This is a genomic window from Mesorhizobium sp. M1338 (genome assembly GCF_040318045.1).
GTDB lineage: Bacteria > Pseudomonadota > Alphaproteobacteria > Rhizobiales > Rhizobiaceae > Mesorhizobium.
Genome location: NZ_JAMYLL010000072.1, coordinates 1 through 20,480 on the forward strand (window position 1 = coordinate 1; position 20,480 = coordinate 20,480).

18 protein-coding genes, 1 tRNA gene and 1 pseudogene are annotated in these 20,480 nt (G+C 59.6%); 9 read left to right on the forward strand and 11 right to left on the reverse strand.

From position 1 onward, the window contains the following. The 4 genes and pseudogenes from NKH19_RS30925 to NKH19_RS30940 form a co-directional block, all read left to right on the forward strand. Positions 1-183, forward strand: a pseudogene (locus NKH19_RS30925) (plasmid maintenance toxin (PemK-like)); the annotation flags it as partial. 203 nt (positions 184-386) lie between these two features. After that, positions 387-1,517 (forward strand): RHE_PE00001 family protein, encoded by a 1,131-nt coding sequence (locus NKH19_RS30930; RefSeq protein ID WP_352983531.1) that lies wholly within the window; start codon positions 387-389, stop codon positions 1,515-1,517. A gap of 93 nt (positions 1,518-1,610) precedes the next feature. Beyond that, complete coding sequence (locus NKH19_RS30935; protein WP_352972127.1) at positions 1,611-2,294, forward strand: XRE family transcriptional regulator; 684 nt, start codon at positions 1,611-1,613, stop codon at positions 2,292-2,294. Then, complete coding sequence (locus NKH19_RS30940) at positions 2,295-2,903, forward strand: RES family NAD+ phosphorylase (RefSeq protein WP_352873037.1); 609 nt, start codon at positions 2,295-2,297, stop codon at positions 2,901-2,903. Between the two features lie 489 nt (positions 2,904-3,392). Here NKH19_RS30940 and NKH19_RS30945 read toward each other — a convergent pair. Continuing rightward, a protein-coding gene (locus NKH19_RS30945) for an IS630 family transposase (RefSeq protein WP_502911081.1) occupies positions 3,393-4,336 on the reverse strand; the annotation gives its coding sequence in 2 pieces (ribosomal slippage) (positions 3,393-3,998 and positions 4,001-4,336; 942 coding nt in all). Between the two features lie 338 nt (positions 4,337-4,674). Here NKH19_RS30945 and NKH19_RS30950 point away from each other — a divergent pair. Then, positions 4,675-5,556 carry a thermonuclease family protein gene (locus NKH19_RS30950; RefSeq protein WP_352873573.1) on the forward strand — a complete coding sequence of 294 codons (882 nt, stop codon included), beginning with the start codon at positions 4,675-4,677 and terminating at the stop codon, positions 5,554-5,556. A 392-nt stretch (positions 5,557-5,948) separates the two neighbouring features. On the opposite strand, the gene NKH19_RS30955 is transcribed toward NKH19_RS30950, so the two are convergent. The 5 genes from NKH19_RS30955 to NKH19_RS30975 all read right to left on the reverse strand — a co-directional run bounded on the left by NKH19_RS30955 (position 5,949) and on the right by NKH19_RS30975 (position 9,508). Then, on the reverse strand, positions 5,949-6,383 hold the full coding sequence (locus NKH19_RS30955) for an FKBP-type peptidyl-prolyl cis-trans isomerase (RefSeq protein ID WP_352873571.1): 435 nt from the start codon (positions 6,381-6,383) through the stop codon (positions 5,949-5,951). Between the two features lie 173 nt (positions 6,384-6,556). After that, positions 6,557-6,760 (reverse strand): hypothetical protein, encoded by a 204-nt coding sequence (locus NKH19_RS30960; protein WP_352873569.1) that lies wholly within the window; start codon positions 6,758-6,760, stop codon positions 6,557-6,559. Positions 6,761-7,043: 283 nt separating this feature from the next. Beyond that, positions 7,044-7,526 (reverse strand): tetratricopeptide repeat protein, encoded by a 483-nt coding sequence (locus NKH19_RS30965; RefSeq protein ID WP_352983536.1) that lies wholly within the window; start codon positions 7,524-7,526, stop codon positions 7,044-7,046. After that, on the reverse strand, positions 7,409-8,779 hold the full coding sequence (locus NKH19_RS30970; RefSeq protein ID WP_352983538.1) for an adenylate/guanylate cyclase domain-containing protein: 1,371 nt from the start codon (positions 8,777-8,779) through the stop codon (positions 7,409-7,411). The genes NKH19_RS30965 and NKH19_RS30970 overlap by 118 nt, the downstream gene beginning before the upstream one ends. Before the next feature lie 186 nt (positions 8,780-8,965). Further along, positions 8,966-9,508 (reverse strand): tetratricopeptide repeat protein, encoded by a 543-nt coding sequence (locus tag NKH19_RS30975; protein ID WP_352873565.1) that lies wholly within the window; start codon positions 9,506-9,508, stop codon positions 8,966-8,968. Between NKH19_RS30975 and NKH19_RS30980 the strand changes: the two genes are divergently transcribed. Beyond that, positions 9,507-10,142 (forward strand): hypothetical protein, encoded by a 636-nt coding sequence (locus tag NKH19_RS30980; protein WP_352983541.1) that lies wholly within the window; start codon positions 9,507-9,509, stop codon positions 10,140-10,142. The two genes, NKH19_RS30975 and NKH19_RS30980, sit on opposite strands and share 2 nt — an antisense overlap. 29 nt (positions 10,143-10,171) lie before the next feature. Here the strand turns inward: NKH19_RS30980 and NKH19_RS30985 are convergent. The 4 genes from NKH19_RS30985 to NKH19_RS31000 form a co-directional block, all read right to left on the reverse strand. Beyond that, positions 10,172-10,279, reverse strand: a tRNA-OTHER gene (locus NKH19_RS30985). 6 nt (positions 10,280-10,285) lie between these two features. Next, a complete protein-coding gene (locus NKH19_RS30990; protein ID WP_023722605.1) occupies positions 10,286-10,768 on the reverse strand; it encodes a helix-turn-helix domain-containing protein in 483 nt (160 codons plus the stop codon). 310 nt (positions 10,769-11,078) lie between these two features. Beyond that, positions 11,079-11,957 (reverse strand): DUF3800 domain-containing protein, encoded by an 879-nt coding sequence (locus NKH19_RS30995; protein WP_352983544.1) that lies wholly within the window; start codon positions 11,955-11,957, stop codon positions 11,079-11,081. A gap of 138 nt (positions 11,958-12,095) precedes the next feature. After that, entirely contained in the window at positions 12,096-13,391 is a 1,296-nt protein-coding gene (locus NKH19_RS31000; protein WP_352873557.1) for a DUF2130 domain-containing protein, read from the reverse strand. 599 nt (positions 13,392-13,990) lie between these two features. Between NKH19_RS31000 and NKH19_RS31005 the strand changes: the two genes are divergently transcribed. Further along, positions 13,991-14,377, forward strand: a complete 387-nt coding sequence (locus tag NKH19_RS31005) for a phage integrase N-terminal SAM-like domain-containing protein (protein ID WP_352873544.1) — start codon at positions 13,991-13,993, stop codon at positions 14,375-14,377. Between the two features lie 325 nt (positions 14,378-14,702). Here the strand turns inward: NKH19_RS31005 and NKH19_RS31010 are convergent, their stop codons facing one another. Continuing rightward, the gene (locus tag NKH19_RS31010) at positions 14,703-16,076 is read right to left on the reverse strand and encodes an FAD-binding oxidoreductase (RefSeq protein ID WP_352983547.1); all 1,374 of its coding nucleotides are present in this window, start codon (positions 16,074-16,076) and stop codon (positions 14,703-14,705) included. 280 nt (positions 16,077-16,356) lie between these two features. Here NKH19_RS31010 and NKH19_RS31015 point away from each other — a divergent pair, with 280 nt between their 5' ends. Both NKH19_RS31015 and NKH19_RS31020 read left to right on the forward strand, forming a co-directional pair. Next, a complete protein-coding gene (locus NKH19_RS31015; protein WP_352983549.1) occupies positions 16,357-19,911 on the forward strand; it encodes an AAA family ATPase in 3,555 nt (1,184 codons plus the stop codon). Between the two features lie 50 nt (positions 19,912-19,961). Continuing rightward, positions 19,962-20,222, forward strand: coding sequence for a DUF4242 domain-containing protein (locus tag NKH19_RS31020; protein ID WP_352809548.1), 261 nt, complete (start codon positions 19,962-19,964; stop codon positions 20,220-20,222). Positions 20,223-20,480 lie beyond the last annotated feature (258 nt).

The window sequence follows — 20,480 nt, forward strand, 5'->3', positions numbered from 1 at the left end:
CGGTCGTGGATCGTTTTGACGGAAAGCAACCGCTTCGCCTGGCCGGGGCCCGACGTCCGGCCGCTGGAGACGGAGAGCGGCTATTGCGGGCCGCTGCCGCCGGCGTTGTTTGCCGCGGTCAAGCGCCGGTTTGTCGCCATCGCGACAGGCCAGACGCACACGAGCACGCCGCGCACGGCGTAACAAGGCAGTCTCCATCAAGACGTCTTCCAGGCGGGTTTCTGCGGCCTTCGCGGCGAGCTTTGCGCCGAATCTAGCGCCTTTTTGGCGGTCAAATCAATCACTATCGATAAGAGGTCATTATCAATAGTGATTTTTGTCCCTGAACAAACACGATGTAAGTCCAGTGATACCCTCGCTAGCTTGACCAACGCGAATCAGCCATCATGAAAACAATGGCTTACACGCTCGACAAACTGCCCCTGGAAACCCTGATCGGGCCGGTTGCCCGCGCGACCGAGGTTTTGGTCCGCCTCGACGAGCGGGTCGCCCGTTCGCCGGTCCGCGACGGCTTTGTCGAGCGCCAGCATTTTGCCGACGCGGCTTCCGCGCTCTGGCTCGAGGGCGAACTCGTCCACCTCGAGGACCTCGTGCTGCACGACGCCCACATGGACATCCGCACCCCGACCCACGAACTCACCCGGGCGCACGCGGTGCTGCGAACCCGCCGGCGGATTTTTGCGCAAAAGCCGGACTGGGCGCTCAGCCGCGACGGTTTTTTGGCGCTGACCGGTCGCGGCGGCGCCATGCCGGCGGCGGGCCAAAAAAGCCGGGACGGGGAGGGGGCTGGAGCCAGCTCCTTTGAAGCCGACGATCGCGATGACGCTGAGGCCGACCGGCTGGCCGAAGAATTTGCCGAGATCGATGCCGTCCTGGCGCGCTCATCCAGGATTCTGAATGGCGCCGACGTGCCGGCTCGAAAGGAGGGCCGGCCGGAGCCGCAAAACGTCCTAATCTACGATCTCGACTGGAATGAAGAAGAACGGCTGGCCGAATGGCAGGCCGTTGTCGCCGGGGCACGCGATCTGCCGGTCGTCCTGCGCGCTGCAGTCCTGCTCGAAGCCTGGTCGGACATCGAGGTGCTGCAGCATGCCACGTGGCTCGGGCCGCTGCTGATTGCCGCACTGCTGCGACAGGAAGGACTCGCCGCCAACCATCTCGCTTGCATTCATCTCGGCGCGAAAAACATTCCGCGCGAGCGGAGGCGGGCGCGCAATCGCGGCGATCGGCTGCTCGCCTGGCTCGATGCCATTCACGACGCAGCGCTGGCTGGCCAGAAGGAACACGATCGGCTGGTGCTGGCCAAAAGCCAGATGGAGCGGCGACTCAAACAACGGCGCGCCAGCTCGAAACTCCCCGGCCTGGTCGAGCTCGTCATGTCGCGGCCGCTCGTTTCGGCGGGCATGATCCAGGACAGGCTAAAGGTGACAAAACAGGGAGCGCTCAACATGGTCGGTGAGCTTGGTCTGCGCGAGATGACGGGCAGGGGGAGGTTTCGGGCATGGGGAATTGTTTAGTCCGCAGCCATTCGCTACCAACTTTACGAAATTATCGAACTTGACGAACTTGCGATCTGCAACCATATTGGGTGACAGCAGGAGGTTCTCATCATGGCCGCTCCAAAACGCAGCAATCATAGCGGGACCGCATCGCATGCGGGATTCGCCGCCCTGAGTTTCACCACAAAGCTGCCGGCACAGGCAGTCTTCAAGAAGGTAGTGCTCGAACGCTATCAGGAAGCGATCGCACGCAGCCGCAAGATCGGCCATCGCGTATCGTTTCGGGTAGAGGTCGATGCGGCGGCTGATGCGCAGACGATCACGCCGGTCGAAGAGCAACCGATCGCCTCAGACGACATCTTTCCCGTCGAGGACACGGGCATGGATGCCGATCTCGAGGCGGCTCTTGCCGGAGCGCGCGCGCGTGGCCGCAAGCGTGTCGCCGAAATTGTCGCCGGCGAGGACATGCTGAGCGCGGATGCCTTTGCCAAGCTGCTCGGCACGTCGCGGGTGACGGTCAACGCCAGGCGGCAAAGCGGACAGGTGCTCGGGATCGATGGCGCCAAACGCGGTTTCCGCTTTCCTGTCTGGCAACTCGACAAGGACGGTCGTCCCCTCGGCGCATTGCCAGCGCTGCATGCCATGTTGGGCAATAGTGCCTGGGCCGTCTATCGGTTTCTGGTGTCGCGCCATGGCGCCCTCGATGGCCGGACCGGCCTTCGAGCCCTTCAACAAGGCGATGACGCCTCGGTTTTGGCCGCGGCGGAAGGCATGGCCAGGGGCGATTTCGACTGAATGCCGGGCGTTCCACCTCCAACCGATTTCGGGCGTGCAAACCTCGAAATCGAGACCATACCGCGGGGTCGGACATTCGGTCGGATCTACTGGAGCACCTACCCCGATCCGTTGGGATACGGGAAGTCGCCGAGCCGGTTCAGCGATCCTCGACGCCGCGGTGAAGCCAACCGGTTTGGCGTTCTTTACCTCGGCGACTCCCTGAAGGTTTGCTTCCTCGAGACGGTGCTCCGCGACCGGCGCGAAGGAATCCTTGACGATCTTCCAATAGAGGAAGTGGAGCTGACCCGACGGCGCTATGCGGAGATCGCGACTACGACAGACCTACGGCTGGTCGACCTCAGAGATGACAACGCCGTCAGAATGGGGGTGCCGACCGATGTCGTTCGGGCACAGCGCCAGAACCTGGCACGCCGGTGGTCGCTGGCGTTTCACGAGCATCCGTCCAAGCCCGATGGAATCATTTACCCCTCTCGCCTCAATGGCGCGACCAATCTTGCGATCTACGATCGGGCAACATCGAAGCTTCAGGCGAAGCGTGTTATGACCCTTCTCGGCGTGCGAGGGCTGGCTCAGGTTCTGGAGGATTTCAGGGTGGGGTTGGTGTGAAGATGCAGCTCGTATCCGTATCGCTTGGCGAAGATGCGCAAGGCCGATGGAAAGGGATCTTTAGCTGCGGTGACTCTCGATGAGACTAGCGTTGGGTAATGGTCTTTATATGCGCGACGATCCCTGCTTTCGCAGCAAGCGATTGCGCGACCTATGCCACCAAGGCCGTCACGTCCAACAATGCGAACCTGTCCAGACAATGCGGGTTCACAGGCTCGTCCTGGAACTCGCGCTACAACGCCGGCATTCAGAAGCATTGTGCAAGACTGGGCGCGGCCCTAGCGCCTCTTCGTCTTCGGTGTGATCTCTTCGATTCGCACCTTGTCGCCGATCTCTTTGGCCGCAGCCACACAGCTTTGGCCTTGTCTTTGGTGGTCAGCACGGTCCGCCAGTGCGGTTTCTCGAAAACACTGACCACGTAGGTTGTGGCCGACTTGTCGGCCATCTCCTCCCTCTGGTCTATTCGCGAACACCTAGAGCGGGATGATTTTAGGTTCGGTCATAGCCGGCCTCGAGGAAGTAATTTCGGCATTCGTTTGAAGTGACAATTTCGAGGGTTTGGCCAATAGCGTCGCAAACGGCCTCGACGGTTCGCCGTGCCGCTTTGCGCAGCCAGTGCTTGAGCTTGGCGAACAGCTTCTCGATGGGATTGAGGTCGGGTGAGTATTTGGGCAGGAAGAACAGCCTTGCGCCGGCGGATCGGATGGCACGGCGCACGGCTTTGCCTTTATGCGAGCCGAGGTTGTCCATGACGACGATGTCGCCGGGCTTGAGGGTGGGGACGAGAACCTTGTCAACGTAGAGCTGGAAGCGTTCGCCGTTGATTGGTCCGACGATGAGCCATGGCGCATCGACGCGGTCATGGCGCAATGCCGCCAGGAAGGTCATGGTCTTCCAGTGGCCGTGCGGCACCTTGGCCTTAAGGCGCTGGCCGCGCGGTGCCCAGCCCCTGAGCGGGGCCATGTTGGTCTTGGTCCAGGTCTCGTCGATGAAGACCAGGCGGGTGGGATCGATCCGACCTTGGTACTGAACCCACTGCGCCCGCCGCCGCGCGACATCGGGGCGATCCTGCTCGGCTGCGATCAGCGTCTTTTTTTGTGAGACAGCTTCTCCTCGTGCACGAACTCCCACACCGAGCGGTAGTCGACCTTCAGGCCGCGCTCACCCAGTTCGGCGACAAGGCCGCGCAAGGTGAAGTCCTTTTCCCGGCAGCGCTCGACAAGCCAGTCGCGCCACGCTCCCGATATCTTCTTGGGCTTGTAACCGCCCACTTGGCTGGGCGCCACGCTGCCGGTCTGTTCCACACGCTTCAGCCACTCAATGGCCGCGCTATAGCTGACACCAAATCGAGCGGCCGCTGCGCGCCGAGAAAACCCCTCGGATTTGACCGCACGAACAACCCGTTCACGAAGGTCCATCGAATAGCCAACCATCCATGCTGGCCTCCAGCTCCAGCCAGAAGGTTGAATCAAATTCCAACCGATTTGGGAATCCCTTATCGACTCACCGTAATTTCATCCCGCTCTAGGGTTTGAGCGATCCTTCGCCATAGCGTTGAAAAGCAGCATGCATGCCACCAGCGATACGACCCCGCCTATCAGGTCGTCCCCCGTCAGGCCGAAAAAATAGATCGTATCAAACGCCAACACCGCCATTGCTGTGCCCATCATGGATTGGCAAATTGCCAGGATAGAACCGTTAGAGAACTCTAATGTTCCACTCTAGACTCTCGCCCGCAACGGAAGCATTCTTCCGCCGGGGAGAGAGGGACGTGGGCAAAGTCCAGCGTCATCAAGGTGCCAATCAGGCTGACCAGTGGCGAAAGCGCGCCGGCAGGAGAATGCTGTCACGGCGATTGCAGCGACCGCTCTTGGGACTCCTCTTGCTGGGCGTTGGTGCGCTTGCCGCAGCAGTCACCCAATTCGCTATCCAGAGGACCGCCGGGCAACAGAGCACCGGCCTCATCGCTGGCATTCAGAGGACCATAACAAATTGGACAGCACCATTGCCTGGCCCGATGGAAGGCCGCGCTTCGGTGATCGACGGCGACACGGTCGAGATTGCTGGCCAGCGCATTCGCTTCAACGGCATCGACGCACCGGAGAGCCGGCAGTATTGCGACGACGCCCAGGGCTTCGAATATCCCTGTGGGCGCCGCGCCGCCCAAGCCTTGGACGAGTTCCTGGCAGCTTCGCGACCGCTGCGTTGCAGCTTTATCGATCGCGATCGGTATGGCCGGCTTGTAGGGAATTGCGATCGCGCAGACGGTCGCAGCGTTCAGCGCTGGCTTGTCGAACAGGGTCTGGCCCTCGACTGGCCGCGCTATTCGAATGGGACATTCGCCGCCGAGCAAGGCACTGCCAAGGCGGCTCACCGCGGCCTTTGGCAGGGCCGGTTCGATCAACCTTGGGATTGGCGTGCGGTCAATGCCGACAAGGTCGAGACTGTCAGCGAGCAATCAACTGGCTTCGGGCTACTCGGCTCAGGCTGCAACATCAAGGGCAACATCAGCGTGAACTCTGGTGAGCACATCTACCACCTGCCTGGTCAAGAACATTATGCCGAGACAGTCATATCGACCGGAAAGGGCGAGCGCTGGTTTTGCTCTGAGGCCGAAGCTCGGGCGGCCGGTTGGCGTCGAGCAAAGCGATAAAGCCGCGAGGGAGACGAAAGTGCCGGACTAGGTAAAGCCTTGGCTATGCATCAGCGCCGTTTTGATATTTCTCAGCATGGGCCCGTCGAACGCCAGAAGCTGTCGAGCTTCCAAAAATGATCAAACCTGACAGCCAGCGGCGTACAGGTAAATTTCTGATCCTGTACGAAGTACATGGCCACATGGAATCCTTCGCGTTCATAGTGTCGCAAAGTCGGGCCCAGCATTCGTTGAACGTAACCCCCGGGCGAAGAACTCGCCGAGGCCGCGCCGCCGAGGGCGCGGCCCATGGCTACCACCAACTCCTGATCTTGCCTGAATCGCCACCCCTGCCGGGGAATGCTCGTAAGGGACGTCGCGAAGCCGACCAAATCTGCGCCGTATTAGTGCCCCTACGCCGCCTGAACGATCTCGACCAGTTCAACGTCGAAAACCAGATCCTTTCCGGCCAAGGGATGATTGCCGTCGAGCTTGACGCTGGCGTCGTCCACTTCGACGACTGTTACCGGGATGGGGCGCCCGTCGCGGGTTTTGGCCTGCAATCGAGTGCCGATATCAACGTTGATGTTGTCTGGCACCTTGGCGCGGTCGATGGTCATGACCGCTTCGGGGCGGCGGGGGCCATAGGCGGCCTCGGCGGGAACGGTGACGGTGCTCTTCGCGCCCACCTCCATGCCCTCGACATGGGTTTCAAGACCGGGGATCAGTTGTCCTTCACCCAGCGTGAATTGCAGCGGTTCGCTGCCGGAAGAATCGAATTGAGTGCCGTCGACTAGGCGTCCATTGTAGTTGATGCGCACGGTGTCGCCATTCTTGGCCTGTGTCATAGCAGTCATCCTTTCGGAAGTTCTTGAGGGGCCGGCCAGAGCTCACGGTCCCGTTCTCGATCATCCACGCACTCGGGGTGCACGGCGCGAAGCTCTAAAACTAGGGGCTTGGCTGCCGATGTAAACCCAGAATGCCGATTTGAGCTATTCGATGCCGTGGCTGGGTACGAAATTCAAGTCGGAGAGCGTTTTCCGTCTGGTGGGAGTGCCTTCTGGAGCAGGGTCAGGTTCTCCCTTAGGACTTCAATCGAGAATTCGATCTTGGTCACCAGACCAGGATAGGCTGGGCGATCCTTCTCCTGCAGCGCGATTGTCAACTCCTGGGTTTGCTCCTCCGCCATTTCAAGCCGTCCCGCTTTGATGGTGTTGGCTTGCATGCTGACCTCCAGGTGAGTTTGGCAACTTCACTCTGGCAGAGCGCTGGTCGCCTTCCATCCCCATAGGATCTTCACGAGAGCCGTCAGTCCCCTTTCGGGATAACGGGCTAGCTAGAAGGCCGACCTTGCGCCGGACCTATGGCGTGAACTCATAAACGGGCGTGGTTAGATCGTGCACGAGTATCTGCTTCCGTGAAAAAGCAGCCGTTATCGGTTGCGGCTGCTTGTGGCAGAGTAGCCAGAAGCCGACTCCAGCGTGGTGGTCCGTCGAGAAAGAAGTTAGTCATTCCGGAAAGCCAGCCTTACGAAGGCCTTCGACGTACATGTCTCGCAAGGCCAAGTCGCGATAGGGCTGGGATTCGACCCAATGTCTAATCTTGAAATGGGGGTTTGTTGCCAGATATAGCGTGGCCTCTTCACGCGCTTCCTCTAACCTGCCGAGCCGCGCCAGGATCGACGCCAAATTTACCCTGGATTCGGTGCGATATGTTGCATCTTTCCTCAGCGTCTTCACTGCTTCCTCATACTTACCGGCAGCGGATTGGGCACCTCCGAGTAACCAGAAATACCAGCTCGGCGGGCACGGATTCAGGCGCAATGCCTTCTCGATGCAGGCGATGGCCTCTACTCCGCGACCTTCATAGGTCTTCAGATCCCCGAAGTTTGCCCACGCATCGGCATCGTTCGGATTGAGCCGGAGCGAAATCTCGTACTCTTTGGCAGACTCATCCCACTGGCGCTCGAGGAGGAGTATGAACGCGAGCACCCATGCGTGCCAGAATTTTCGGGATCGAGTTCAATCGCCTTTCTTGCCGACGCCATAGATTGTTGACGAAGGGGATTCATCGGATAGTTCCTAAAGACCCAGGCCTCGCACTGACTGATCGCCAACCAGCGATAGGCATCCGCGTAGTTAGGATCGAGTGCGATGGCCCGCTCGAACAAGGGGATGGCCGCAACGCCAGCCTCCGTGGAGTGTGCCCATTCAGCCCGCCCCCGTAGATAGAGATCATAGGCCCCCAAGTTCGTTGGCCGATAACGCTCCTTCAGGTTTGCCGCGGCTAATCTGCCGGCGAGCCCCTCCACAATCTTTCCGACGACTTCGTCTTGCGCCGCGAAGATATCGGCAAGGTCCCGGTCGAAGCGATCTGCCCAGATGTGCCCACCGGCGGGTGCATCGATGAGCTGGGCATTGATCCGCACGCGGTCCGCCACCCGTCGGGCGCTTCCCTCCAGGACATATTTCACGCCCAGTTCGCGAGCGATCTGGCGGGTGTCTACCGATCTGCCCTTGTAGGCAAAGGATGAGTTCCGGGCGATGACGAAGAGCTCGGGCACTTTGGACAGATCGGTAATCAGGTCCTCCGTCAATCCATCAACGAAATACGCCTGCTCGGCGTCAGCACTCATATTCACAAAGGGCAGGACGACTATTGACGGCTTGGCGGGAAGAGAAAGTTCAACGGCCGAAACCGCCGCCGCGGCTCCATCCTTGCCCGCGAGCCTATAGGTTTGGATCGGTCGATCGATGTTTTTGAGAGTCTGCGGGCCCAAGGAAACGAATGAATGTGGAAGCTTGCCGTTGATCTGCTCGAAGACACTTCCCGAGATGCACAATCCCCCCGGCTCCGACAGACTCTCGAGCCGAGCCGCGACGTTGACTCCGTCGCCATAGAGATCATTGCCCTCGACCACCACGTCGCCGAGATTAATTCCAGCTCGCAATACAATGCGTCGGTCCCCAGCCACATCTGCATTCGCGATATCCATAGCCCTCTGCAATTCGACAGCGCAGTCTACGGCGTTGACTGCGCTTCCGAACTCTATTAGCGCGCCGTCGCCGATCAATTTGATGATGCGACCGTGATGTTTGGAGATCATTGGCTGAAGGATCTCTCGACGCCGAGATTTGAGCGTAGTCAAGGTACCTACCTCGTCGCGCTCCGTGAGGCGACTATAGCCAACCACGTCGATGGCCAGAATGGCAGCAAGGCGGCGTTGGACGCGCTCTTCGGACATCGCAGGGGTGCTCTCACTGCGGCAAATTGTATTTGCATCCCGAGGAGGAGTCGATTCGCCTGATTTTCCGCTCTGGGTTCATTCACGTCGGCTTTGCTCAAGTCGCTGATATTTCTGGTTAGGGGGTTATCCTGAACATGGCCGTTTGCCCTTGAAGGTGTCGGCCTGGGCGTGACCCGTCATCCTTCAATCCGCAATGCCTGCTTTCCGCAGGCCATCTAGCCAGTGCTCCACATCCTCCTGACGGCGATATGGAGAGCCGCGCTTGTAGTCACCTAGAGTGAAACCAGGCTTGCGCTCGAGGCACCTGCCCCAAGCCAATCTTGCCTCTTCGGCACGGCCGAGCTGTCCCAAACACGCAGCCAGATTGGCGAACCCGCGATCATAATTGTTGTTGTCCCAACGACGGAACGAATCCAGCGAAGCCTCATATTCACCGAGCAGATAGTAAGTGAATGCGAGCAGCTCGTGGACGTCGCGGTGTTCGAGTGGACTCAGGCGTCTCAGCCGCTCGCCGATTTCACGGGCCTCAGCGAGTTGACCACTCCAGAGACAGATATAGCCGACCCAAACGAGAACATTAGGGGTGGTCGGACCGAGGGCGAGCGCGCGTTTCCAATGGGTCTCAGCGACCTCGAAGTTCCTTTTCCATGCATGCAGAGCAGCGACGACCGCCTCCGCGATTCCGCTGGCGTCACCGAGTTCGATTGCTTTCAAGGCCGACTGCATGGCCAACACCTTCCGATCTCTGGGATTCACCCGGGCCGACAGGCTGGAGGCGCCGAGAAACTGGTTTCATTGGTCGTTGGCCGACGGCTTGCCGGCGCTGTTTGCCAGTTACATGACGGTCTTTAAGACCCCGGAGGCCAAGCGCGGCGTCGGGCGGGCGTTGGCCTATTATAAGATAGCGAACCTCTCTCGCTACGATTCGGTGGAGACGGCGGTCATCATGTCGGCAGCCGGCCTGGAAACCCTCGCAGCCTATGTTCTGGGGACACGGGGCGGGTGGAGCGTCTCGATGTTGCGCAATGTCAGTCTTGCGGAACAAATCAGAGCCTGTACCCGCCTGCTCAAAATCGAAGGGGATCCGGCCGATAAATCCGATCTGCTTCGCAAACGTTTGAAAGCTAAGAAGGGGCAGCCGGCTCGCGACGGATTCTCGTTGCTGACCGAATTCCGCAACGGCGTCACGCATTCGTCGCCCTTCAATTACGACATGGACATTTTCCACGCTTGGGACGCCTCACAATGGCTTCTTGAAATGCAGCTTCTGGCGCTGTTCAATTACCGCGGAAAATACCAGGATCGGCGTTTGGAGATGCGATCTCACGCTGGCAATCTCGCGACCTTTCCAGTCGCATAGGCAAGGGGCCAGGTGTTGGTGAACAAGGATGGGCGTGACGGCAGGACTTGAACCTGCGACCTCCTCGCCCCTAGATAGCGGTGTCACGCACCACCCAGGTCGAAAGCGAGGCGCTCTATCCTCTGAGCTACGCCACGATCTGCCTATGCATCGTTGTCGACGACTAGTTGCGGCTTCTTGCGCTTCAACCGGTCTGACCTTTCCTCGGCCGCCTTCTTGATCTCGGCGGCCTTTTCCAACGCAAACGGCCTGGCGGCCTCGATCAGGCCATCGAAATGATAGCGGTTCGTCATGCTGCCATTGGGCGTGTTGCGCCGTTCTTCCCGGCCAAGAAGTTTAAGGGCCTCGAGGGCGGCAATGCGTTTCTGAATGGTGCGGGGTGTCACCCCGATCGCCTTGGCGATCGTCTCCACCGAGGGGTGGGGCAGGTTGTCGGGCAGCCACCAGTACTGGACCAGGTGGATGATGATGTTCATATCGAGCGCATCGAGGCCGAGAGCCTGCTGCTTTTCGATGATGATGTTGGGGAAAGCGCTCCAGCCAGTGGCCATGAGCGCCTTGGTCCATTTCTTCTCGTTGGTGCGAAGCTTGTCGACGTCTGCTTTGGCGGATTCTGGCTGGGCCATATGAGGCGTGATGACGCAAGGGCATTGGGGGCGATTCTGTATTCAGGGGGAGGGTGTTTCAAGGTTCGCCCGGCCTACGCCCCCGGATTCAGGGGCCGGGGAACCGCGCTGCACCCAAAGAAGATGACTTGATAATATGAAGTGTCGATTAGACGAAGCGTGCTATATGCAAGCGATAAGATAGGGACCCCCCGACCAGAGGTTCACCCGGGGTGTTGACAAAGAGAGCGTCAATACCCATACTTTGGACGTGAGCATCGCTCCGGGGTTGGCGCCAGGCGCCAGCCGACTTTTCAAAACGAAGGCCCGGTTAGTCCGGGTCTTTGTTTTTTATCCTGTCAAAACAGCTGTATTTGATGCCGCAGGATGCCAGGTCCTCCTGCGGCAGGTGCGCGTCGATCAGACGCTTGTTGTCCATCAGGGCCTTGTAGGGCCGGTAGGACGGGTCATATCCGCCCTTGGCCATCGGATAGAGGTAGAGATCGGCGATCTGCAGCATCGGCGTGGCTTTGGTTCTGCCGCGCGGCTCTCCGCGCACGATGTCTTTGAACTCCTCGGCGCTTAACGACCCGTAGATGGCGGAGTTGGCACCGTCGAACGGCATCCCCTGCGTCTTCAGGGTCCGCGTGTAGGCTATCAGGTCGCGGTCCTCGGCTTTGCCTGCCCGCTCGAAGAACACGCGCAGCTTGCGATCCTGGCTGCGGGCGTATTTGGCGGCGCGCTCGATCAGGATGCAGTAGGCGGTCTTGCACATGAACCACAACTGGTCCTGATACCGGTCCCGGTAGCGGGCAACATAGCCCGGCCGATCAATCACCGCGGCGATGCCGATCACGGGCAGTGCAAGCAGCATCCCCTGCAAATCTCCCAGGAACTCAAAGGCAGCCTCGGGCTTCTTCAGCCAGCCGAAGTCGCCACGGCCGCCCCGGATCGCCCAGGAGTGCAGCGGGTAGGTGATCCCGTGCTTCTGGCAGAAGGCCTTATGGCGCGCGCAGAGCTCGTCGACGTCTTCCTCGTTGATGAGGATGCCGCCGAGGGCGAAATAATCCATCTCGTCCCGCCGCTTCTCCTTTGGTTGTCGGTCTGGCTCGCGGCTGCCGCTATCATCGAGGTAAAGGTGGATTTCACGGTCCGTCACGGGCAGGCTTTCATTGTCCGCACAGCTTGGCGCAAAAACCGCAGGCTGCATAGCAATCTGATGACCGGCCGGGCGAGGGGGTTCAGCGCGGCGGCTTCTTGACATTGCGTTCCGCGTTTGACGGATCATCCGTAACAAGGAGCAGCTTGCCCTCGTTCTCAAATCCGATATCCAGTTTAGTTCGCCTTCTCAATCGGGGAGGGACGCGGATGCTTCTATGGCCAAGACCTCCAAGCCCGCGATCTCCTGCATCACCTTGCCGGCGATGCCCTGCAGATCGCCGTACATTCCGACGGTCGACTCGATGACACCCTGGATCTGAGCCTCCCGTTTGGCCCACAGGCGGATTGTGGCTTTCCTTTCCCTGGCAAGGTCGTCCTGCATATCGGAGAATTTCTCGACGATCGCCTCGACCCGGTGGCGAAACCTGGGGCCAGTCAGATAGCCGTAGACCTGCTCCATCTTGGTGGCCTGGCCGTCCTGGGCGAGGCGGGAGTTGGCGAGCTCGATGAGGGACTGCCGGAGCATGATCGCGATCGGAATCGCGCATTTGGGATGGGCGATGTAGACGCCATCCACCAGATCGAACGTTTCGACTCCCGCAGGCAGCGCCTCGGAGATCATCAACGCGATGTCTGCCTTGGCGGCGCGCTGGTCTGTCCGCAGCTTGCCCAGCCAGCCCTGGCTCCAGTTCTTGGTGCGTTTTGATTCCCACAGGATCGCGCCGCACGGCTGGCCGGCCGGTCCCACCACGCGTTGCAGCACGTCACCACCAAACTCACCCTTGGCGACCGGTTCGATGATGTCCATCGGGAACCGGCTGGCGATCAGCGACTCCAGCTCGAGCTCAAGGACCTCGCCCTGAAGCTGCTGAGATCCTTGCTCGGCGCGGCGCTTCAGCTCCTCGATCTGGCGCTGCATGCCGGCAATCTGTTCCTCTTTCTCGGCCACCTTCATCTTGAGGCCGTCTTCGGCTTCGGTCCTGGCCTTGACGCGGACGGCGTCCAACCCTTCCTGGATCCTCTTTTCGATGGTCAGCGCCATTTCGCGCCTTTCATCGTCGAGCGCCCGCTGCTGCTTCATAAATTCGGCCTGCTGCAACTGCGCCGCAGCGAGCTTTTCGTCCCGCGCCCTCAGCGTCGTCTCCATCTCGCCCAGCCTCCTGTCCTTGTCCTCAAGGTCGGTCGAGACGAGAAGTTTTGCCTTGCGGGCCTCTTCGGCGGCGATGGCGGCACGTTCGAGCTTGAGTTTTTCGGCGACCTGGCTGTCGATGTCATCCCGGGCGGCGTCGATAGCCGCCTGCTTGCGTTGAACCTCCTCCTCCCTGGCCGTCATGGCGGCGTTGCTCTGCGCCAGTCGCCGTTCATATTCCTCGCGCGTGGCCGCAATCAGCGGCGCCGCGAGCGACTCATTGAGCTTGATGTCGGTCTTGCAGCTCGGGCAGCTGATTGTCGGCTCATTGAGAGTCCTGGGCTGGACAGTCATCAGGCAGATCCTCGCAAGGGAACGTGGTGCAAAAGAACGCCTCAAAGTATACAGGATTGCAGGGCGGCCGAATAGAACAAAGAGTGAACTTGCCAGTTATCCCCCGGAGAGGGTACCTGCTTGGTCACCTCTTCGACCGAACCGTGGCGGGGAGGGGAGAGCGCCTGCAGGGCGCCTTGGTTCTCGGTCTTGAGCAACTCAAGCAGTCAAGAGCCCAGATTCTTGCCGCCCGTGAACACAGTCGCCCGGAAATGGAGCGATTGCGGTTGGTATTGGATCAGTTGTCGGCAAACGTTGCCGCGATTTCAGGTTGAGACGGCTAACGATGGATCGCCAATCAGGCTCGGTGAGTTGTGGCATACCTTCATCACCCTGGTTGCGCGTCAGTGTGAAATACCGATTTCACCTTGTTGGAGGCCTCGACGATTTTTGCCGGCCGGAGCGCTGACTTGAAGAGAGGTGAACGGCGGCTTTGGGCCTCATGCACGAACCCGCTTCGCGGGAAGGCGCGGTTCGCAATGCAGTATGGTAATCTTCGGCTTTGAGTGCCTAACTGCCTGACCAGACCATGGAGTTCCCTTCAACGAGAGGAACTCGCCATGGCTACCCTGCCGACCAATGCACCGATATCACCGCTTCGTCAGCGCATGCAGCAAGACATGCTGATGCGAGGTCTGGGACCGCATACACAGCAGGATTACGTGCGTCACGTCCGGCGCTTCACCGCATTCCTTGGGCGCGCTCCCGACACTGCGACGCCCCAGGATATCCGGCGCTTCCAGTTGCACCAGCATGAGAACGGTGTCGGCCCCGCGACGATCAACGGCGCGGTCTCGGCGCCCGTCATCAGGCATGCGAACCCAGTCAGAATCACCGCAACAAGCTCCCCGACCAAGCCCGGACGTTACTTCCTCGACACGCCCGCAGCACGAAATGTGAGCGTTCGCGACAGGCGCTGGCACACCCCGCCACACAAATCCCCATAGCGCACAGCATGCGGCCCGTGGGTTCCTGCATGGGAGGCTTTCGTACGCCTGACGGCACCCGAAACCCTTCACAATTTCGGCCATTGCGACGCTCCCGTCCATTCACCAAAAGCGGACATTGATGTTTTCGGAAGCCACAGTCAGCTTTGATTAGCTTTCGCATTTCCTGAAGACAGACTGGTTAGGAAAAGGCACAGATTGTTGCCAAGCTGCGTCCGATTGATGTGCTGTGACGTGCTCCCCCGTTTGGCCCCGTTTATGAGTTAGCCCTGTTCACGTTGTGATCCTGTCTTTCGTGTCGGGTACCAAGCGTTAGATTTGACCACTAGGTGGCCGGGCGGATGTTCTGGTTGATGTGGAAAAGGTTGGTAGGGTCGAACTTGCCCTTTAGCGCGGCGAGGCGCGGGTAGTTGTCGCCGAAGCTCGCCTGGACGCGCTCTTCGCCTTCGTCATCCATCATGAAGTTGGGATAGGCGCCGCCGAGGTCGAACGGATGCACAGCTTTCCAGTAGTCGGTTGCCCATTTCTTGAGGACCGGCGCCATTCCCGGATCGGGATCTATCCCGGCGATCACCATGGACCAGGTCACATCACGAGCGTTCCAGGCGCTGTCGCCCTTGCCTCGGCGATGCACCGCCCCGTCGATTGGGTAAAGATGCATGCACGACGCCGGGCCGGCCCTGCTTGCATGCAGGAGATGGGCGTCGATGGCGGCATCTGGCAGCGCTCGGACAAAGTCGCCCTTCCAATACCATTGCTGCCCGGCCGGATAGAGCGCATCGAATAAGGTCTGCAACCCCGTGTAAGGAATCGGGCCCGCCCAGTCGAAGAGTGGCTTGGGGAGAGCCGCCCGGATGGCATTGACGGCCGCTTCGCCATCCTCGCCGTTATGCGCGACAAGGAGGACGCACATCTTCTTGTTCCAGTGCTCCTGCGGGAATGGATTGCCGCCGGGCACCGATTGCAGTCCGAGGAAGATGTAGAAATCCTCCGGAGCATTCGCCTGGAAATCGCGATACCAGCGCATAATCTCGGCGGCATCGCCAAGGTCGAAGACGATCGGTCCGCCATAGAGCATTTTCGCCGGGTGCGTGCGAAACAGGAAGCTGGTCACGATGCCGAAATTGCCGCCGCCTCCGCGAAGCGCCCACAAGAGATCCATGTTCACCGTTTCGCTGGCCGTCATGAAACTTCCGTTGGCCAGCACCACGTCGGCTTCGATGAGATTGTCGACGGCAAGCCCATACTGCCGGCTGAGGTAGCCGTGGCCGCCGCTCAGCGTCAGACCGGCGACCCCGGTGGTCGAGATGATGCCGAACGGCACTGCCTGGCCAAAGGCGTGGGTAGCATGATCCACGTCGCCTGTCGTGCAACCAGGCCCGACCCGCACCGTGCGGTTCTGTGGATCGACGCGAACGCCCTTCATCGTCGAGAGGTCGATCACGAGGCCGTCGTCGACACCGCCGAACCCCGGTCCGTTGTGACCGCCGCCGCGGATTGCTATCGGGAGGTGGCTGTCGCGGCCGAAGTTCACCGCAGCAATCACATCGGCGACGTCCATGCAGCGCGCAATTAGAAGAGGCCGCTTGTCGATCATGCCATTATAGAGTTTGCGAGCTTCATCATAGTCGGCATGATCGCGACCGATCAGCGTGCCTCGGAGATCCTGCGCGAATTTGGCAATGGCACCGCTGTTCATTCCACCCTCCGAGAAATCCCAATACCGAGGTTCCCGAGTTCGGATCGAAGGTCGATCAGATAGTTTTAGGCGCGCCGCCTCCCGGCACGGCCCGCCTAGCTGACAATGTTGACCGGCAGCCCTCGCTTACGAATAACGCCTACTTTGCCCGAAAATTACCCCTTGGTCCAAGGGAATTCGTGAAAGGAGGCCTCATCGTAACTAAGCTGATCCTTAGTGCGGCATGGTGCTACGACTAACTTCGCGCTAGTTTAGCATGGTGACATGGGCAAAACGCTCGATGCAGACGATCGAAGACTGGCTGAACCAGCTCGGCCTCGACAAATACCTGGAGACGTTCGTCCAAAACGACGTCGACCTGCGAGCGCTCCCTCATGTCACTGAACGCGACCTCCAGGAGCTTGGTGTCTCACTGGGGCATCGCAAAATTATCATGGCTGCTGTAGCCGGACTTGCTCAGCCAAATCTCACCGGGTCCCTGGTCCCTTCACCTTCTCCTGCGGGTTCGGAACTTCAGGCCAGCGACCTCCCTCAGGAACCGACTGCAGACCGGCGGCTGCTTAGTGTGCTCTTCTGTGACTTGGTCGGGTCGACTGCGCTATCTGCCCAACTCGACCCCGAAGACATGCATGAGCTTACGCGGCGCTATCAGGACAGTGTTGCAGGCGCGATCACGCGCTTTGGAGGCTTCGTCGCGAAATATCTAGGGGACGGCGTGCTTGCATATTTTGGATGGCCCATGGCTTACGAGGACCATGCCGAGCGTGCCATTCGTGCAGGCCTCGAGGCCCTCGCTGCAGTCGAGGCCTTCCAGTCCCCCTGCGGCGAGCAATTGAAGGCGCGGATCGGCATTGCATCGGGGCACGTGGTCGTCGGCGATATCGCCGGCAGCAGCGCAAATGAGCGGGCTTCAATCGCAGGAGATACTCCGAATCTCGCGGCTCGCCTGCAAGCTGCGGCTGCGCCTGGCCAGATCGTGGTGGCAGACGCCACGCGGCGGCTCGCGGGGCAATCCTTCGAGATCGAGAGTCTCGGCGCGCAGGAATTGAAAGGCTTTCGATTGCCTATTGCCCTGTTTGCGGTCCACGGCGAACGAGAAGTGGAAAGCCGTTTCGATGCCGCGCAAACTAGTGCGCTCTCAAAATTCGTTGGCCGCAGCAGTGAAATTGGAATGCTGCTGGATCGCTGGGAATTGGCTAAAAACGGTCAAGGCCAAGCAGTCTTTGTATCGGGAGAGGCGGGAATCGGGAAATCGCGCCTCGTCGACGCGCTTGAGGAACGGTTGCATGAAAACCAGCCCGAGTTAATACGACTGCAATGTTCGCCCTATCACTCCACCTCGGCCTTCTATCCCATCATTCAGCGCCTGAGCAAGCTGGCAGGTCTTTCAGCCGCCGACGAACCTCTGATGCGAGCCGAGAAGCTGCGCGCAATTGTTCAACGTTACGGCGAAGATCCCTCAGAAGTCGGCTCGACATATGCCGAGCTGCTCTCGCTGGACCTAGCGGGTGAATTCACGCCGCTCGATCTCTCCGCCCAACAGCGCAAAGAACTGATCGTCCGCACACTGGCGAACCGGGTGCTGCTCGCGGCAAAGATGGCACCCGTTTTATTTGTTGTTGAGGATGCGCACTGGATCGATCCGTCGACCAATGAATTTCTCACAGAGGTCGTCCGTCGCATGCATGGCGCGGCCGTTCTTGTCGTCGTAACGCACCGGCCCGAATGGACGCCGACCTGGGCCACGGGGTTAGTGCACGTGACGACGCTGGCCATTGGTCGGCTGACGAAGCAACAGATGCGCGAGCTGATCGACTCGATGCTCGCAGACGTTCCGGATCAGCTTGCCGACAGGATCGTGGAACGAACTGACGGTGTGCCGCTATTCGTGGAAGAATTGACACGTTCGATTCTGGAAAGCGGAAAGGCGGCGTCTCTCAATGTTGAGATTCCCGACAGTCTGCAGGGATCTCTCATGGCCCGACTTGACCGTTTGACAGCGGCAGCCAAAGAGGTGGCGCAAATCGCCTCTGTCATAGGCCGGGAATTTGACCGCGGCCTACTTTCCAAGGTTGCCGGTCTCGATGACCCAACTCTCGGCGAAGCGCTCAATGAGCTCATGTCTACCCAGCTCGTTGTCGTCGGCGGTGTGGTGCGAGACGCGCTGGTATTCCGACATGCGCTCATTCAGGATACGGCATACCAATCGCTGCTCAGCAAAAGGCGCCGTCAATATCATGAAGCCATCGCTAATGCGCTCATCGACGCATATCCGGATCTCATCGTCACCCAACCCGAGCTCATCGCCCAGCATTATGTCAAGGCACAGCAAGGTGCGCTCGCGCTGCCATACTGGATGAAGGCCGGCGAACGGGCGCTAGGACAGTCAGCCAACTATGAGGCGGTCGATCACTTTCAGAACGCTGTCGCCATCGCGGAGCACCTGCCGGGAGGACCGGCCCGGCAAAAGGAAGTGCTCGAGGCGACCCTAAGGCTCGGCGAGGCACTGAGTGCCGCAGGCCGCTTGTCGGACTCAGTGGCAAAATACAAGCTGACCGCGCACTTGGCTCGCGAGACCCATGACACAAAGGCGTTCGTTCGTTCTGCTCTTGGTTTTGACGGCGCCCAGTTCCTGTCTTCGAAGCGGCTAGACGAATCGCTTCAGCTGCTCACTGAAGCAATGGGTATGCTCGAGCCCGATGATCAGAGGTCGCGGAGCCAGCTCCTCAGCCGCCTCACGCGTGCATATTTTTACCTCAGCGACAGCAAGAACAGCGCCAAATGTCACGCAGAAGGGGTCAAATTGGCTCGGCAACTAGGCGACCAAGCTTCGCTTTTTGAACTGTCTGTCCTGCCTTTCTTGACGCCCCGGACAGTGAAGTCCGCGGCAGAGGCAACTCAACTAATGGCGCGGGTAGATGAGATAAAGCGCCTCGCTGCCGGCATCAACGACGATGACCTGCGCGGCCGCGCTCTCGCGCTTGACGTCTACGTCTCGACTGAGCTTGGCGACCGCGCGCGCGCCGATCAAGCCGTGGCCGGGCTGGAAGACTTGGGAACGTTGCGCCAACGGCTCAACATTCTATGGCTTGCGTGGAACGCGAGGGCGATGATGGCCATCCTCGATGGACGGTTCATCACAGCCGAGAAGCTGGCTGGAGAAGCGTTGACTCTGGGCAGACAGACGCATGGCGCGGAAGTCGAAGGCGTCTATGGCATGCAGATGTTCACGATCCGACGCGAACAGAATCGCCTGTCAGAGGTGGCTCCCGTGATGAAGAATCTCATCGATGAAAATCCGGATGAAACCACATGGTTGCCAGGGTTTGCGCTGGTTGCGGCCGATTTGGGATATCGGGACGCAGCGCAACGCAGGTTGAGTGAACTAGCGCGTGCCAATTTCGCAATGCCGCCGGATGGAAAGCGAAGCGCATCGCTCTCATTCGTGGCTGAGGTTGCTGTTAGTCTGGGCGACACGGAGGCGGCACGGACAATCTACAACCTTATGCTCGCCTACAAGGATATGACGATCACGGCAGGAGTCGCAACTGTCTGCTTTGGAGCGGCAAGTCGCTATCTGGGAATGTTGTCGGTATCGCTGGGCGATTTTGGGAAGGCCGCCGAGCACTTCGAGCATGCGATGGATATGAACGCAGCCAGCGAATCACGACCTTGGCTGGCGCATTCCCAGGCTGAATATGCGAACTTGCTTATAAAAAGGGGTAGCAAGAAAGCGATTGAGAGGGCAATGTCACTTTCGGAGCAAGCCTCGGTGACCGCGGCTGAACTGGGTATGGTCCGTTTGCAGAAGAGGCTGGAGACAACGCTTCACTAGGTAGGCTCTCATGCCTCGCTGCATCACCACGGTTGAGAAGGAGCATGCTCATGCCACGCTACGTCATCGAAAGGGAGTTCGCGGAACAGCTCAACCTCACAAAGGAGGGCATTGAGAGTGTCAATTTGATCAATGACCAGGAAGGCGTGCAGTGGATTTTCTCGTTCCTCAGCGCCGACAAGAAAAAGAGCTATTGCCTTTACGAGGCGCCTAACCCGGAGGCTATTCGGGCTGCGGCACGAAGGAACAACATCCCCGCAGATGCGATAATTGAAATTGGTGGCGAGATTGGACCGAATATGTTCTCGTAGCACAATCCTGCCCGGCAAAACGTCGCGAGTACGCCAAAAGCCGGGGGCCGCCTTAGTAATGCACCTGAGCATCCGCTTTCCGGCCGATTGACCGTAGGGAACACGCCGAGGTGGCATCGTAGCGGAATGTCCGCTTCTTCGCACCCTTTACCTAAAACCAGTCGGTCATCTTCCGTGAAGAGTTTCGGGCGCCGGCAGGCGTACGAAAGTCCCCGAGGAAGGAACCCGCGGGCCACAGTCGATGGCTATGGGGATTTC